Annotated in this window: 14 protein-coding genes; 9 read left to right on the top strand and 5 right to left on the bottom strand. The window is 70.0% G+C overall.

Annotated elements, in window-relative coordinates:
- The first annotated feature begins 87 nt into the window (after window positions 1-87).
- From AVP41_RS11335 to AVP41_RS11325, 3 genes are all read left to right on the top strand, one after another.
- On the top strand, window positions 88-384 hold the full coding sequence (locus tag AVP41_RS11335; RefSeq protein ID WP_067164390.1) for a hypothetical protein: 297 nt from the start codon (window positions 88-90) through the stop codon (window positions 382-384).
- Window positions 385-506: 122 nt separating this feature from the next.
- On the top strand, window positions 507-812 hold the full coding sequence (locus AVP41_RS11330; RefSeq protein ID WP_067164388.1) for a hypothetical protein: 306 nt from the start codon (window positions 507-509) through the stop codon (window positions 810-812).
- Entirely contained in the window at window positions 809-2341 is a 1533-nt protein-coding gene (locus AVP41_RS11325; protein ID WP_067164387.1) for an FAD-dependent oxidoreductase, read from the top strand. The genes AVP41_RS11330 and AVP41_RS11325 overlap by 4 nt, the downstream gene beginning before the upstream one ends.
- Window positions 2342-2464: 123 nt before the next feature.
- Here the strand turns inward: AVP41_RS11325 and AVP41_RS11320 are convergent, their stop codons facing one another.
- Window positions 2465-2953 (bottom strand): YciE/YciF ferroxidase family protein, encoded by a 489-nt coding sequence (locus AVP41_RS11320; protein WP_067164386.1) that lies wholly within the window; start codon window positions 2951-2953, stop codon window positions 2465-2467.
- A gap of 28 nt (window positions 2954-2981) precedes the next feature.
- Window positions 2982-3221: a hypothetical protein gene (locus AVP41_RS11315; RefSeq protein WP_067164385.1), complete on the bottom strand. Its 240-nt coding sequence runs from the start codon at window positions 3219-3221 to the stop codon at window positions 2982-2984.
- 192 nt (window positions 3222-3413) lie between these two features.
- On the opposite strand from AVP41_RS11315, the gene AVP41_RS11310 reads away from it, so the two are divergent.
- The 5 genes from AVP41_RS11310 (at window position 3414) to AVP41_RS11290 (ending at window position 7478) form a co-directional block, all read left to right on the top strand.
- A complete protein-coding gene (locus tag AVP41_RS11310; protein ID WP_082829167.1) occupies window positions 3414-3986 on the top strand; it encodes an SRPBCC family protein in 573 nt (190 codons plus the stop codon).
- A gap of 10 nt (window positions 3987-3996) precedes the next feature.
- Entirely contained in the window at window positions 3997-5466 is a 1470-nt protein-coding gene (locus AVP41_RS11305; RefSeq protein WP_067165861.1) for a phytoene desaturase family protein, read from the top strand.
- A gap of 223 nt (window positions 5467-5689) precedes the next feature.
- Window positions 5690-6184 carry a hypothetical protein gene (locus AVP41_RS11300; RefSeq protein WP_231902735.1) on the top strand — a complete coding sequence of 165 codons (495 nt, stop codon included), beginning with the start codon at window positions 5690-5692 and terminating at the stop codon, window positions 6182-6184.
- Between the two features lie 3 nt (window positions 6185-6187).
- A complete protein-coding gene (locus tag AVP41_RS11295; protein ID WP_067164384.1) occupies window positions 6188-6382 on the top strand; it encodes a helix-turn-helix transcriptional regulator in 195 nt (64 codons plus the stop codon).
- 82 nt (window positions 6383-6464) lie between these two features.
- Complete coding sequence (locus tag AVP41_RS11290) at window positions 6465-7478, top strand: LacI family DNA-binding transcriptional regulator (RefSeq protein ID WP_067164382.1); 1014 nt, start codon at window positions 6465-6467, stop codon at window positions 7476-7478.
- 103 nt (window positions 7479-7581) lie between these two features.
- Here AVP41_RS11290 and AVP41_RS11285 read toward each other — a convergent pair whose 3' ends face one another.
- From AVP41_RS11285 to AVP41_RS11275, 3 genes are all read right to left on the bottom strand, one after another.
- Window positions 7582-9783, bottom strand: coding sequence for an RICIN domain-containing protein (locus AVP41_RS11285; protein ID WP_067165854.1), 2202 nt, complete (start codon window positions 9781-9783; stop codon window positions 7582-7584).
- A 100-nt stretch (window positions 9784-9883) separates the two neighbouring features.
- Window positions 9884-11122, bottom strand: a complete 1239-nt coding sequence (locus AVP41_RS11280) for a family 1 glycosylhydrolase (RefSeq protein ID WP_067164380.1) — start codon at window positions 11120-11122, stop codon at window positions 9884-9886.
- Between the two features lie 122 nt (window positions 11123-11244).
- Window positions 11245-12501, bottom strand: a complete 1257-nt coding sequence (locus AVP41_RS11275; RefSeq protein WP_067164377.1) for an ABC transporter substrate-binding protein — start codon at window positions 12499-12501, stop codon at window positions 11245-11247.
- 266 nt (window positions 12502-12767) lie between these two features.
- Here AVP41_RS11275 and AVP41_RS11270 point away from each other — a divergent pair, with 266 nt between their 5' ends.
- Complete coding sequence (locus AVP41_RS11270) at window positions 12768-13709, top strand: carbohydrate ABC transporter permease (RefSeq protein WP_067164375.1); 942 nt, start codon at window positions 12768-12770, stop codon at window positions 13707-13709.
- Window positions 13710-13711 lie beyond the last annotated feature (2 nt).

Genomic DNA, 13711 nt, shown 5'->3' with positions numbered 1-13711 from the left:
CCTTCTGCGGCACGTTGTCAAGCCCCTGGGTGCCCAGGGGCACGACACCTATGGTCGTGACCTCACGGATGGCGATCAGGGGGCGAGATGACGGACACGTTGGCGGCACGCGCCACGCGGACACGGGATCGCCGCCCGCTCGCCGATATCGGCGGCGTCCCAGAGCAGGCGCCCCGCATCGTCTGGGAGCGCGTCGACACCGACCGCTACCGCGTCTCGGTCGACGGGGTCGCGCGCGGGTACGTCGACGTCGTGGGCTTCGTGTTCGTCTCCCTCTCCGGCTGTCGCTACGATCGTGCGGTCGAGGTGGCGCAGTCCCGGGACTTCGCACGGGCCATCGCCCGGGTGGTGGAGGCGTCCGCGGGCTCCGCGTTGATGCCGTGAGCCGTCGCTAACCGCCGCTCCCGTGGCTGTCAAGCCCCTACGGCATGCTGCGGTTTCGAGCGATGGTTCGCACGAGGACGCGAACGCCCGCAGACGCGGATGGCGCCGTCCGGAGGCCCCCCATGAGATCCGAAGACCACCAGCTCTGGCTGGATCCCCTGACCGAGAACACGTGGCGATTGTGCGACCAAGCTGCCTCGTCGAACGACCCCGAGAGCGTGATCGCCTACGTGGAGCACCGTCGCGACGGACGGTATGAGGTGACCTGGGTCGCGCACGGCATCGGCACGGCGACGTACGTGACGATGGGTGAGCTCCTCACCCACGCAGCCGACCTCGTGGACGACGCTCCACGGCAGGCCTGGACGAAACCCGTTCCCATTCCTCACCGTCCACCCCCCGTGATCACGCGGGGAGCGCGGCGGTGAGCCCCGGCGAGCAATCGCTCTGGTTGCAGACCGGCCCCACGCTCACCACCGACGACGGGCTGCCGACGCGCTCCGAGGTCGTCGTCGTCGGCGGAGGCCTCGCGGGCCTGGTGGCCGCCCTTCTGCTCTGCCGGAGAGGGCACGAGGTGACCCTCGTCGAGGCAGACGCGCTCGGCGGCCGCACGACGTCGCGAACGACGGGAAAGGTGAGCCTCCTCCAGGGGGCCGTGGGAACGAACGTGCGACGCCATGCCGGGGACGACGGGCTCGCCGCATACCTCGATGCCAACGCGGCCGGTGCTGCGTGGTTGCGTACCGAACTGCGAGACGTCGCCGGGGCGTGGGAGGAGCGGACCGCGTACACCTACGCGACCACCGAGGAAGGTCGCGATGCGCTGCGAGAAGAAGCTGTGTCGATGGCGGCGGGCGGACGTCCGGTGGCGCTCCAGGAGGGCGCCGCCGAGGACATCGGCCTGCCGTTCCCGGTGACGGCTGCCCTCCACCTGCCCGAGCAAGCGCAATTGCACCCCGTGGTGGCCGCGGGCGCTCTCGCCGAACGAGTGCGTGCCGCCGGGGGGCGACTCGTGGACCATTGCCGGGTGCGGGCCGTGCGCGCCACCCCCACCGGTGTGCGGCTGGAGACGGAGCGGGGGCGGATCGTGGCGGAACTCGTGGTGCTGGCCACCGGCACGGCCGTGCTGGACCGCTCGCTCCTGTTCGCGCAGCTGAGTCCGCATCGTCAGGCGGTCGTCGCCTTCCGGCTTCCCCCGGGCACGCCGTCGCCATCGGGGATGTACCTCTCCGCCGATCCTGTCAGCCGGTCGGTGCGCTCCGCGCGCGACCGCGACGGAGCACCGGCGCTCGTCATCGGCGGCGGCGACGTCGTCACCGGCCGGAGCGAGGGCACGGGGCGGCTCAGGGATGCCGTCACCGCGTGGACCGGTGAACACTATCCCGGTGCCCGTCCGATCACGTGGTGGGCGGCGCAGGACTATCACCGGAGCACGGCGATCCCGTTCGCCGGGCCCATCGCGGGGGGCAGAGGGCGGATCTTCGCGATGACCGGGTTCGCCAAGTGGGGCATGACCAATGCGCCGGCCGCCGCGCTCGCCGTCGACGCGGCGCTCCACGACGAACCCGATCCCGTGGGGGAGCGCCTCCGGCGCGGCAGCGGAGGGCTGCGCGATCTGGCCGCCACCGCCGGACTGAACATGGAGACCGTCGCGCTGCTCGTCGGCGGGTGGGCCGCGCCCGCGTCCGCGACGCGCAACACGGGGCCCACCGTCGCGAACGTGGTCCGCGACGGGCTGCAACCGGTCGCGGAGTCCACCGTCGGCAGGGTCACCTGCCGCCTGTCGGCCGTCTGCACGCACCTGGGGGGTATCGTCCGCTGGAACGAGGCCGAGGAGACCTGGGACTGTCCGTTGCACGGTTCACGGTTCGCTCCGGACGGCACCGTCATCGAGGGGCCCGCCACGCGCGCCTTGCGGCCCCGCGAGGGGGCGCCGGAGGCACAGACGCCGAGATGAGAATGCGCTCTCCGTGACCGCCTCTGTCGCCCTCACGCCACCGGGCGCGCGCCCCACCTGACTCGCGCTCCTGTCAGGGGTCGGATGGTGTCGGGCCGATGCCGGCGAGGATCGACATCTCCGTCACGAGACCTGCTGCATCTCCTTCAGTCGCGTCCGCAGCTCCTCGCTCGTGTGCGCCTCCTGGTCGAGGTTCGCGCGGAGGAGTGCGAGCGCCTCGTCGTTGCCGGCGGCCTCGACGGCGATGATGAGGGACTCGTACGCCGAGATCTCGAAATGCTCGTTGCCGAGCGCGGCCGACAGTGTGACCACGTCGCGCAGCGGCGCGGCGGCGCGCTCGATGAGCGCGTGCGCGTGCTTCGAGATCCCGGTCGTCGCCGGTGACGGCGCCGTCGACTCCGGGAACTCCAAGAGGGCGAACACCTGTGTCAGGTTCTGGATCTGCTCCCGCGTCTCGTCGGCGTGGTGACGGAACAGCTTCTTCACCTCGGACGACTGCGCCGCGGAGGCGAGGTCACCGAGCGCGGTGAGGGAGTCGTCCTCCATCGTGCGCGCGACGCGCAACTGGAAGCGGAGGAGGTCGGCGGGGGTTTCGAGGGTGTTCTGAGACATGGATCTCCTCAGGTCAGGTCAGGTCAGGTCAGGTCAGGTCTTGCATGCCGCGAGGGGTGTCTCCCAGCGCGATGTCGGGGTCCGCCAGCACGTCGCCGTCGGCAGCGCCGTCGAGCGCGTCCTCACCCGGGAGGTCGTCGGTGCCGTCGTCATCGGGCGCCACGCCGCCGACGGTGTGATCGCCCGTGTCGGGCTCGTCGATCGACGGCTCCTGCGGGGCACCCGTGTCGGGGTCCAGGGGAGTCTGGTCGGGATCGGAGATGGTCATGTCGTCCTCCTTCGTTGAACGGTCAACTGTTGCCGCGATCCTGCGACCGACCGCGCCTCCCGCCGACGGGGTTGACGCGCGCGGGGCGTCGCGGTAAGCGCACGGGGCGGGGCGGAACGGAACCGCTTACCACGCACGCGCTGGCCGTACCAGCCCCTCGGTCGGCGGAGGTCACCGCCCTACCGTGACGACATGGCTCGCAACGTGCGTCTGTTCCGCTGCTCTCCCGCCGAGGTGTTCGCCGTCCTGTCCGACGGCTGGCTGTATCCGGGGTGGGTCGTGGGGGCCTCGCGAATGCGCGACGTGGCCGAGTCCTGGCCCGAGGCCGGGTCTCGGTTGCACCACTCCTTCGGCACGTGGCCGGTGCTGCTCGACGACACGACACGGGTCGAGGTGTGGGATCCGCCCCGTCGCATGGTGCTGCTCGCGCGCGGATGGCCGATGGGCGAGGCGCGCGTGAGCATCGAGGTCAAGCCGCGAGGCACCGGGTGCGTCGTGCGGATCGACGAGCACCCCGTGGCAGGGCCGGGCTCGGCGGTGAGCGCGCTCATCGACCCCGTCCTCCGGTGGCGGAACAGGGAGACGCTCCACCGCCTGGCGCTCCTCGCCGAGGGTGGCGCGCGACGCCCCCTCGTGGAGGCCGCGCCGGATTCGCCCGCCGCGACGGATCCCGACGCGCCCCTGGACTCCGCCGCCTCGGGCGCGCCGGAGAGCGCGGCGCCGGAGGTTCCCCGCGAGGCGGCGGACGTGGATACCGCGCCGTAGAGTGGCGACGATGAGCGAGTCGGAGGATGGCGACCTCGACGTCGTGGTGGTGGGGGCGGGGCCCAATGGCCTCGCGGCTGCGGTCACCCTCGCGCGCGCGGGGCTCCGGGTCGGCGTGTTCGAACGCGCGACGCGACCCGGGGGCGGGGCATCGACGGCCGAGCTCACCCTGCCCGGGTTCGCTCACGACGTCTGCTCCGCCGTGCATCCCCTGGCCCTCGAGTCGCCGTTCTTCCGCGCCTTCGAACTCGATCGGCGCATCGCCCTCGTCCGGCCCGGCATCTCCTTCGGCCACCCCCTCGACGGCGGTGTCGCGGCGATCGCCCACCGCGACCTCGACCGGACCGCCGCAGGGCTGGGGCGTGACGGGGCGGCCTACGCCCGGCTGATCGGTCCCCTCGCCCGCCGTGCGTCGGAGGTCGCCGAGATCACGGGCGGCCCGCTCCTGCGCGTCCCCTCCCATCCGTGGACCGCGGCGCTGCTGGGTGTCGCGACCGCCGAGCAGGGGACGCCGGCGTGGAACCTGCGCTTCCGGAGCGACGCGGCGCCGGCGCTCCTGTCGGGAGTGAGCGCCCACGCGATCCTCCCGCTCCCGACCCTCGCCGCTGCCGGGGCCGGGCTCGCCCTCACGGCGTACGCCCACGCGCGCGGCTGGCCGATCCCGCTCGGGGGGAGCCAGGCGATCATCGATGCGCTCGTGCGCGACCTCGAGGCCCACGGCGGGAGGCTCGTCCTCGGCCATGACGTGACGCGGCTGTCCGACCTCCCTCCGGCCCGCGTGCGGTTGCTCGACATCACACCACGTGCCCTGCTCGCGATGGCGGGAGACGAGCTTCCCGAGGGGTATCGACGGCGCCTCGCGCGCTTCCGGTATGGGCAGGGAGCCGCGAAGGTCGACTTCGCGCTGTCGGCCCCCGTGCCCTGGCGCTCGGCAGAGCTTCGCGAGGCGCCCACGCTCCACCTCGGCGGCACCCGCGCCGAGATCGCGGCGGGAGAGCGAGAGGTCGCCCGGGGGCGGCATCCGCACTCCCCATATGTCCTGGTCTCGCAGCCGTCGATCGTCGACCCGTCCCGCGCGCCGTCGGGCGGTCACACCCTGTGGACCTACACGCACGTGCCGGCCGGATCGACGCAAGACCGCGCAGAGGCCGTGATCGGGCAGATCGAGCGCTTCGCCCCCGGGTTCCGCGACACGATCCTCGCTGTGTCGAGCCGCACCGCGGTCGACCTCGAACACCACAATCCGAACTATCCCGGCGGGGACATCGCGGCCGGTGCCGCAGACGTCCGCCAATTGCTGGCGCGGCCCGTGCTCAGCGCCACACCCTGGCGAACGCCCGTTCCGGGCCTTTACCTGTGCTCGTCCTCGACCTCGCCCGGGCCCGGAGTGCACGGCCTCGCCGGATGGCACGCCGCCCGTACGGCCTTGCGCGACGAGTTCGGCATCACGACGGACCCCGACCTCTCCTTCGCCGGCTGACCCGCCGGTCGCACGGCGCCGGATCGCGGTGGGCGCGGCGGCGCGGGTTGGGCCGCCGTGAGCACAACGGCGGATGGTGGGCGGGCGGTCCCGGCGTGTCGGGCGGTGAGGGCGGCGTGTCGGCCCGCCGGTCCGCCGTTGTGCTCTGGCGGCGTCGCTTGCGTAAAGCACACTTGACATGTCACAGTGGGGGCAGTTGTAAAGCACACTTCACATTGGAGGCATGATGACCGATCCCCGCATCCCGGAGCCCGCCACGCCCGCCGTCGAGGACCGCACTCGGTGGGGGCGCGTGAAGTTCGGCTCCGGCCGCCTGTCCGCCCTCGCCGTCGCCGCGCCGATCGGCCTCGTCCTCGCGGTCGGCCTGGGGGCGGTCGCCGCGGTCGCGGGAGCAGCCGGCCCGCGCCCTCTCCTCGGCGGGATCGCGATGGCGGCCGTCACCGTGTGGCCGTTCCTGGGTCTCGTGTGGGCGCTGATCGTGGATCGGCAGACCCTGCGGGGCGCGACGCCGAACCCCGAGCAGTCCGTCGAGTCGGCTTGGTACGAGCGTGCCGCCAGCGGCGCGTTCTCCGACACCCTCCTCATCACGGGCCTCGGGACGGCGGCTCTCGCCGTGACGGGACTCGACGTGCCGGTGCTCATCCCGTTGATCGCCGTGTTGCTGGTGTCGATGGGCTCCTTCGGCATCCGCTACCTCGTGCTCCAGCGGCGGGGGTGACCGGTGCGCAACTCGCTTCCCGACCTCCGGCGCGAGCGGGGCTGGTCGCAGCAGCAGCTCGCCGACGAACTGGGCGTCTCCCGGCAGACCATCATCTCGATCGAGCGGGGGAGGTTCGATCCCTCCCTCCCCCTCGCCTTCCGCCTCGCCCGCGTGTTCGATCGCCCGATCGAGCAGCTCTTCACCGACGAGGAGTGACGCCCGCGGAGGGAATCGCGAGAACGACGGCCGGATCCTTACGACGTTGTAAGGTGGTGCCACGTCACCGAACGGAGGATCCATGGCGGCGACTCTCCATGATGTGGCCCAGCTGGCCGGAGTGTCGATCAAGACCGTTTCGAACGTCGTCAACGACTACCCGCACGTGCGCCCGTCGACTCGCGAACGTGTGCAGGCGGCGATCGATCAGCTCGGCTATCAGCCGAACCTCTCGGCGCGGAGCCTCCGCTCCGGCCGGAGCGGCGTGATCGGCCTCGTGCTCCCCGAGCTGAGCCTCAGCTACTTCGCCGAGCTCGCCGACGCTGTCATCACGCAGGCCGAGAGCCACGGACTCGTCGTCATCATCGAGCGGACCGGCGCCGACCGGGACCGCGAGCTGGCCGTCCTCTCCAGCCCTCGCATGCGGATGACCGACGGCGTGATCTTCAGCCCGCTCGGCATGGGGCAGGAAGACGCCGCGCTGCTGAACGTCGACTTCCCCCTCGTGCTGCTCGGCGAGCGGATCTTCGGCGGCCCGGTGGATCACGTGACCATGCGCAACGTGGAAGCCGCACGCGCGGCGACCGAGTTCCTCCTCGCGGCGGGGCGGCGGCGCATCGCTCTCATCGGCGCTCATCCGGATGAGGAGCTCGGCTCCGCGGCGCTCCGGCTGAAGGGGTACGAAGAGGCCGTCACCGCTGCAGGTCTGACGTACGACCCCGCGCTCGTGCGCTCCACGACGCTCTGGCACCGCGCCAACGGTGCTGAAGCCGCTCGCGAGCTGATCGACAGTGGCGTGGAGTTCGACGCCGTCTTCGGCCTCAACGATGCCCTCACCCTCGGCGCGATGCGCGCGCTCCAGGAGAGCGGACGGCGGATCCCCGATGACGTCGCGGTCATCGGCTTCGACAACATCGAAGAGGCACAGTACGCCGTCCCGAGCCTGACGACGATCGATCCCGGTCGCGAGCAGATCGCCCAACGCGCCGTGGACCTGCTCGTCCAGCGCATCGGGGCCGAGGCGAGCCGCCCCGAGAGCCCGAGCGAGGAGACGGTCGCCTTCGAGGTCGTCGTCCGCGAGTCCGCTCCGGCGTAGCCCGGGTCCGGGCCCCGACCCGCGCCCCGCTCGCCGCAGACCCGCCCGCACGCACGAGCGGGGTGGGATGCGTCGTGCGCCCCACCCCGCTCGGCGGAGGGTGCTACTGGATGCCCTCCTTCACGAGCCGCCACTGCTGGCAGAGCCCGCTGGTGGGCCCCCACTGCTGCGCCACCGCGCCGTCAGCGGTGGAGCACCCGTCGATCTCGAGGTACTTGCCGCTGTTGGCGTTGGTGATCGCCCAGTAGCCGCTGCTGTTGGGAGTGAGGTTCCAGCGCTGCGTCGCGTGACCGGTCGGGCCCCACTGGGCCGCGTCGGTGCCGTCGGCGGTCGAGGCGCTGGGGATCTCCAGCAGCTTGCCGCTGTTCTTGTTGACGAGCTGGAACGTGCCGCTCGTCGCCGGCGTCACCTGCCACACCTGTGTCGGGTTGCCCGTCGGCCCCCACTGACCGGCAGGGGCGCCGTCGGTCGTGGCCGCCGAGAAGATCTCCAGCAGTTTGCCGCTGTTGCGGTTGACGATGCGGAACTCCGGCGCCGGCGTCGTGGACGACGGGAAGATCTGGATCTGGTCCAGCTCCGCGAACGTGCCGCTGTAGGCGAACCGGATCGTGTTCGTGCCCGCGTTGAGAGACACGCTCTTCTGCGCCCAGAGGTAGCGGCCCCAATCGGCGGTCTTGGGGTAGCTGATCGATGAGGCCGTTCCGCCGTTGACCGACACCGAGTGGCTGCTCGTCCCCGATGTCCCGTTCGCGTAGCGCACGTTCATCGTGTACGTCCCCGCCGTCGGCACCTTGACCGAGAAGGTCACGGTGCTGTCGGAGAAGTTGATGTTCCCGACCTTCGAGCCGTTGGAGGCGTCGCCGTGCGTGACGAGGCTCGCGTTGACCCGTGCCGCGTTCTCGGCTTCGTAGGCCGTGGCGTTGAGCGGAACCGTCCCAACCCGGATGTCGTTGTAGAGGTAGCCGGTGCGGTAGTTGTCGACGTTGGTCGCCTGATACAGCGTGCGCCCGTCGGGGCTGTAGTCGATCCCCTGCGCGAAGCCGGTGATCGAGCTCTGACCGTTGAAGGTCACCGCGAACGGCAGACGCTCCCAGGGGCCGACGCCGAGGTTGTAGTTGACGAAGAAGTTCTGTCCGCTGTTGAGGTTTCCCGCCGCGTCGAGACCCCACTTGGAGGCGACGACGACCATGCCCTTCGGTCCGCCGGTGGGCACCCAGGTGACCGTGGGCGAGGAGCCGATTCCGCGTCCGTCCGCCAGCTCGACGGGGGTGCCGAGGCTCGTCGTCGTTCCCCAGTTCAGTCCGTCCGGCGACTTCTTGAAGAACACCGGCGAGGCGTTGGAGAACGCGTAGCCGGCGGCGTTGACCACTTCGTAGGTCGCGAGGTAGGTGCTGTCGGGCAGTTTGGTGACCGTGATCATTCCGGGCCGGTGCAGCTTGTCGGTCGGTGCCGACACGTTGGACAGGGCGCCCCACGTGAGGCCGCCGTCGGTGGAGCGGCGGTATGACACGGCCTGCAGCACGTTGTTCGCCTTCTGCCGCTCGTCGGAGAAGTAGGCCGTCAGTCCGCCATTGCCGTCGACGATGAGCGTGGGCTCCCACACCGTCGTGGTCGTCGAAGTGGAGGACGGGTCGTAGACCGCGGGACCACCGGTGTCGATCGTGCTGAGGTAGCTCCAGCTCGCGCCCTGGTTGGTGCTCTTGTAGACGACGAGCTTCGTGATCGAGGCGGGGTCGTCGCGATCGGCGGGGCGGATCTGCCCGGTCAGCAGGAGCGTTCCGGCCGCGAGGCCGCCGGTCGCCTGCGGCAGTTCGTAGAGGAACGGCTGGGCGAGGCGATCGAGCTGGGTGGTGTCTTCCTGGCCGGGGATACCGGGGAACTGCAGTCCGGGGTTGACCGCGGAGATCTTGGTCCACGACGTGCCGTTGTCGGTGCTGCGGAAGATGGGCCACTCCTGGTGGCAGGCGAGGCTGGGGTTGGCCAGACACGCCTGGGTGTCGGTGGTGGGGTTCGTGCTGGGGCTCACGTCCTTGATCAGTCGTCCGTCGTCGAACGTGACGATCAGGGTGCCGTTGGCCGACCCGCTGTGCTTGAGGGCGACGATCTTGGCGTAGGCGGTGCCGGTGGCGTCACCCCCTTCGTCGTTGAACGACGAGCCGTCCGGCGGGGCGTACACCAGGGAGCCGTTGCCGGTGGTCACCGCGTAGGCGGGAACGCCGACGATGGCCGACCCGGCGAGCGTGATCACGGCGCCGAGGGCGAGGAGTCCTCGACGTCTGCGGGGGGCAGATTTCGTGTGTCGCATCTTTGCGTCCTTCATCTGGGGGGACGATGCAGGTCGTTCTACATCGTTGTAAAGGAGGATTTCACAACGATGTAAAGCGCGTCAACCACGAATTTCTGCGTCAGCGGGTGCGGGTGGCGAGTCGGTGGAACTCGTCCGCCACCGGCGTCTTCACGCGTCGGAGCGTTCCGTCTGACTCCTCCTCCAGGGCCCACAGGCCCATCGTGAGGAGGTAGTTCATCGCCGACTTGTCGCCGGTCCGGTACGACCACTCGATCATGTCGGTGATGCACCACCAGGTGTATCCGACCACGTCCACACCGTCGGCGCGGAGTTCGTCGACGGCGGCCACCGACTCCCTCATCCACGAGATCCGCTCGTCGACGGTGCCGGTGTAGCTCGTTTCGGTCAGGAACACGGGCTTGCCGTAGCGCTCGGCGAACGAGGTGAGCACGTCCTTCATGCCCTCCACCCCGGCGTTGTGCCGGGGCCGTAGGTCGCGCGGGCCGCCGGAGCGGGTCACGCCGCGCTCGAAGGTCTCGGTGGAGTGCTGCGGGTAGTAGTTGACGCCGACGACGTCGGGCTGCGCGGTGTGGGCGCGGGCCCACGCGAGGTCGTCGTCGCCGAAGCCGTGGGCGCGCAGATACCGCACGAGCGCGTGGTCGTCGCCGACGCGACCCATCACGAGGTCCTGGATCAGGAACCGGCGGTGGCGGAGGTGATCGTGCGTCTCGCGATGGGCGTCGAGGTCACCGGTGAAGCGGAACGACGCCTCCACGTGGACGAAGTCGGCCGCCTCGTCCACCGCCTCGATCGCGTTCTGGGTGGTGACGATGCCGCGGGTGACGCCCCGGAGGACGTCGACGAAGCCCCGATCGCCGGTGCGATACGGCGGCCACTGTCCGAACTCTCCGCAGTACATGACGTTGAGGAGCGGTTCGTTCAGCGGCGTGTAGTGGCGGATCCGCCCGCGGTAGCGCTCGGCCACGGCGGCGGCGTACTCGGCCACGCGCTTCGGATAGTCGGGGTGGACGAACTGGTCCTCCAGCCACAACGGGGTTCCGTAGTGCATGAGGTCGGTCACGAGGTCGAGGCCCAGCTCGTCGAAGGCGTCGACGACGCGGTCGAGCCACTCCCAGTCCCACGTGCCCGGCTCGGGCTGGATCCGGTACCACGGGATGCCCCACCGGACCATCTCGCTGCCGGCTTCGGCGCAGTACTCCAGGTCCTCCCGCCAGAAGCGGTAGTGCTGCATGAGCTCGTACTCGTCGAGGGCGCGCTCGCCCGGCCGCGTCTGCGGGATGAACGTGTCTTCGACTCCGACGGCGAATCGGAGGCGTCCGTCTTCGAACCAGCGCATGTGTCGTCCTTCGGTGGTGTTCGGGTGGGGTGCGGATGAGGGGTGAGGGGAGGGGAAAGAAGGGGGCCGGACCCCGCACCGCATCGAGCGGTGCGAAGGCCCGGCCCACGATATCCGGAGCGTCAGCCGGCGAGTGCGGCGTCCATCTCCTTCTGCGCGGAGCTGAGGAGCTCGGCCACGTCGCCGCCGGCGAGGGCCTTCTGGGTGGCGGTGTCCATCGCCGTCAGCACGTCGGTGGACGGGATGACCCCCGGCAGGAGCGCGACGCCGTACTGCGACTGATCGGTGAGGGCGGCGACCACCTTGTTCTCGGCGACGTCGGCAGCGGTGACCTCACTGGTCAGGGGAGGCCAGCCCGAGGCGAGCGACCACGTCACCATGTTCTTCTTCTGGTAGAACCACGTGAGGAACGTCTGGATGGCTTCCTTCTCCTGGTCGGTCGCCTGCGACGTGACGCTCAGGTCGACCGCGAGCGCCGAGGCCTTGATCCCGGCAGGTCCGGCGGGGAGGGGCGCGATGCCGTAGTCGATGCCCGAGGACTCCGAGACGGTGGCCATCCACGGTCCGGCGAGGGTCATCGCCACCTTGCTGGAGCTGAAGAGGCCGTCGGCGTCGGCGCCGGCCAGGCCCGTCGGGGAGAACTTGCCCTTGGCGAGCGCGTCCTTCCAGTAGGTCAGCGTCTTCACGTTCTCCGGCGAGTCGATCACGGCCTTGCCGTCGGCGGTGACGACATCGCCGCCGCCGCTCTTGAAGAGCGAGGGCCACACGCCGTTGCCGACGGTTCCGTGGTCCTGCAGCGCCAGGCCGTACTGCTCCGGCGTGCCGTCGCCGTTCTCGTCGATCGTGAGCTTCTCGGCGGCCGCCACCCACTCATCCCAGGTGGTGGGGACCTCGACACCCGCCTCTTCGAACATGGCGGTGTTGTAGAACATCGTGAGCGGGGTGAAGCTCAGCGGCGCGGCGTAGTGCTTGCCCTCGACCACTCCGGTGGCGACCGCGCCTTCGTTGAGGACCCCCGCGCCGCTGTCCGACGCGCCGTACCAGTCGTCGAGATCGTGCAGAGCCCCCTTGGAGGCCCAGACCGGAACGTTCTCGGCGGGAAGGGCGACCAGTTCGGGTCCGGTCTTGGAGCTGAGGGCGGGTAGCGCTGTGTCGAGCAGCGTGGCCCAGGGCTTGGTGGACGCGGTGATCTCGATCTTGTCCTGCGAGGCGTTGAACTCCTCGACGAGATTGTTGAGCACCTTGCCGTCGGCTTCGGTGTAGCCGTGCCAGAAGTCGATGGTGATCGGGCCTTCCGGGGTGGGCGTGCTGGCCGCGCAGCCGGATGCCATGAGCACGACGGCGCTCACGAGTGCTGCTGCGGTGATGGGCTTCTTCATTGGTGCTGGACCTCCACGAGTCGACTCCACTGTCGATGAAACGGCGAAACTTCCTCTCGCCTCTGGGTTCTACAACGTTGTAACAGCGTTGTGATCACATAGTGGATCGTCGGATCGCAATTGTCAAATGGTGTCTCGCGCATGCTCGACCGGAGGTCGTCGCCGCCGGCGCGAGGTCGACTTGACGGCGCAGGGCCGTGGCCCATACTGTCATTTACAACGTTGGAGAAGCGGTGAGGGACACCGCTCAGAAGAGGGAAGCAGCGATGACGCTCACCAGCACTCGACGGTTCCGCCCGCCGCCCCAGATCGGGGGTCGTGGCCCCTTGCGCGGGCGGGCGAAGCGGCGCATCACGATCGTCGCGTTCCTGCTTCCCGCGATGACGATCCTCATCACGTTCGTCTTCTGGCCCATGTTCGCCGCGCTCCGCCTGTCCTTCACCGATGCCAGCGGCTTCGGGCTGGAGCAGTGGGTGGGGCTGGAGAACTACATCGCGGTCTTCACCGAGCCGAACATCCTGCGGGCGATGGGCAACACGGCGCTCTACACGGTCATGTTCACCCCGGTCGTCGTGCTCCTCGCGCTCCTGCTCGCCCTCGCGCTCAACAGTCCGAAGCTTCCCCTGCGCGGCGCCTTCCGCACGGCGCTGTTCCTGCCCTTCATCGTCTCCCTGGCGGTGGCCGCCTTCGCATGGCAGTACCTGCTGGACCCGCAGGTCGGACTCCTGAACTTCTGGCTGCAGTCGTTCGGGGTCCGCATCGGCGATGTGCTGCAGGATCCCGCTCTCGCGATGCCCACGGTCGTGCTGATCGCGGTGTGGAAGAACTTCCCCTTCTACATGATCGTGTTCCTGGCCGGCGTGCAGGAGATCCCGCAGAGCCTGTACGAGGCCGCGAAGATGGACGGCGCCGGTCCCCTCGCCCGGTTCCGCAACGTCACGGTGCCGCTCCTGAGCAACACGACGGGGTTCGTGCTGGTGATCTCGACGATCGCCGCCCTGCAGGCCTTCGACCAGATCTACATCCTCACCGGCGGCGGCCCCTACCAGAGCACGCAGACCGTCGTGATGCAGATCTACAAGTCGGGCTTCAAGGATCTCGAACTCGGGTTCGCCTCCGCGCTGTCGTACGTGCTGCTGATCGCGACGCTGCTGCTGAGCCTCGTGCAGTTCGCGATCACCGCCCGCGGTGAGAAGGACGCCGGTTGACC

Source organism: Microbacterium sp. TNHR37B (assembly GCF_001620065.1).
In the GTDB taxonomy this organism is placed as follows: domain Bacteria; phylum Actinomycetota; class Actinomycetes; order Actinomycetales; family Microbacteriaceae; genus Microbacterium.
The sequence above is the reverse complement of the archived record's forward strand: the minus strand, read 5'-3'. Positions and strand labels throughout refer to the sequence as shown.

Bases quoted from the DNA above. Each gene is read 5' to 3' on its own strand.
- AVP41_RS11320 (WP_067164386.1), bottom strand. From the start codon at position 2,953: ATGTCTCAGAACACCCTCGAAACCCCCGCCGACCTCCTCCGCTTCCAG.
- AVP41_RS11305 (WP_067165861.1), top strand. From the start codon at position 3,997: ATGAGCGAGTCGGAGGATGGCGACCTCGACGTCGTGGTGGTGGGGGCG.
- AVP41_RS11335 (WP_067164390.1), top strand. From the start codon at position 88: ATGACGGACACGTTGGCGGCACGCGCCACGCGGACACGGGATCGCCGC.
- AVP41_RS11270 (WP_067164375.1), top strand. From the start codon at position 12,768: ATGACGCTCACCAGCACTCGACGGTTCCGCCCGCCGCCCCAGATCGGG.
- AVP41_RS11280 (WP_067164380.1), bottom strand. From the start codon at position 11,122: ATGCGCTGGTTCGAAGACGGACGCCTCCGATTCGCCGTCGGAGTCGAA.
- AVP41_RS11330 (WP_067164388.1), top strand. From the start codon at position 507: ATGAGATCCGAAGACCACCAGCTCTGGCTGGATCCCCTGACCGAGAAC.
- AVP41_RS11300 (WP_231902735.1), top strand. From the start codon at position 5,690: ATGATGACCGATCCCCGCATCCCGGAGCCCGCCACGCCCGCCGTCGAG.
- AVP41_RS11310 (WP_082829167.1), top strand. From the start codon at position 3,414: ATGGCTCGCAACGTGCGTCTGTTCCGCTGCTCTCCCGCCGAGGTGTTC.
- AVP41_RS11275 (WP_067164377.1), bottom strand. From the start codon at position 12,501: ATGAAGAAGCCCATCACCGCAGCAGCACTCGTGAGCGCCGTCGTGCTC.
- AVP41_RS11290 (WP_067164382.1), top strand. From the start codon at position 6,465: ATGGCGGCGACTCTCCATGATGTGGCCCAGCTGGCCGGAGTGTCGATC.
- AVP41_RS11315 (WP_067164385.1), bottom strand. From the start codon at position 3,221: ATGACCATCTCCGATCCCGACCAGACTCCCCTGGACCCCGACACGGGT.
- AVP41_RS11285 (WP_067165854.1), bottom strand. From the start codon at position 9,783: ATGCGACACACGAAATCTGCCCCCCGCAGACGTCGAGGACTCCTCGCC.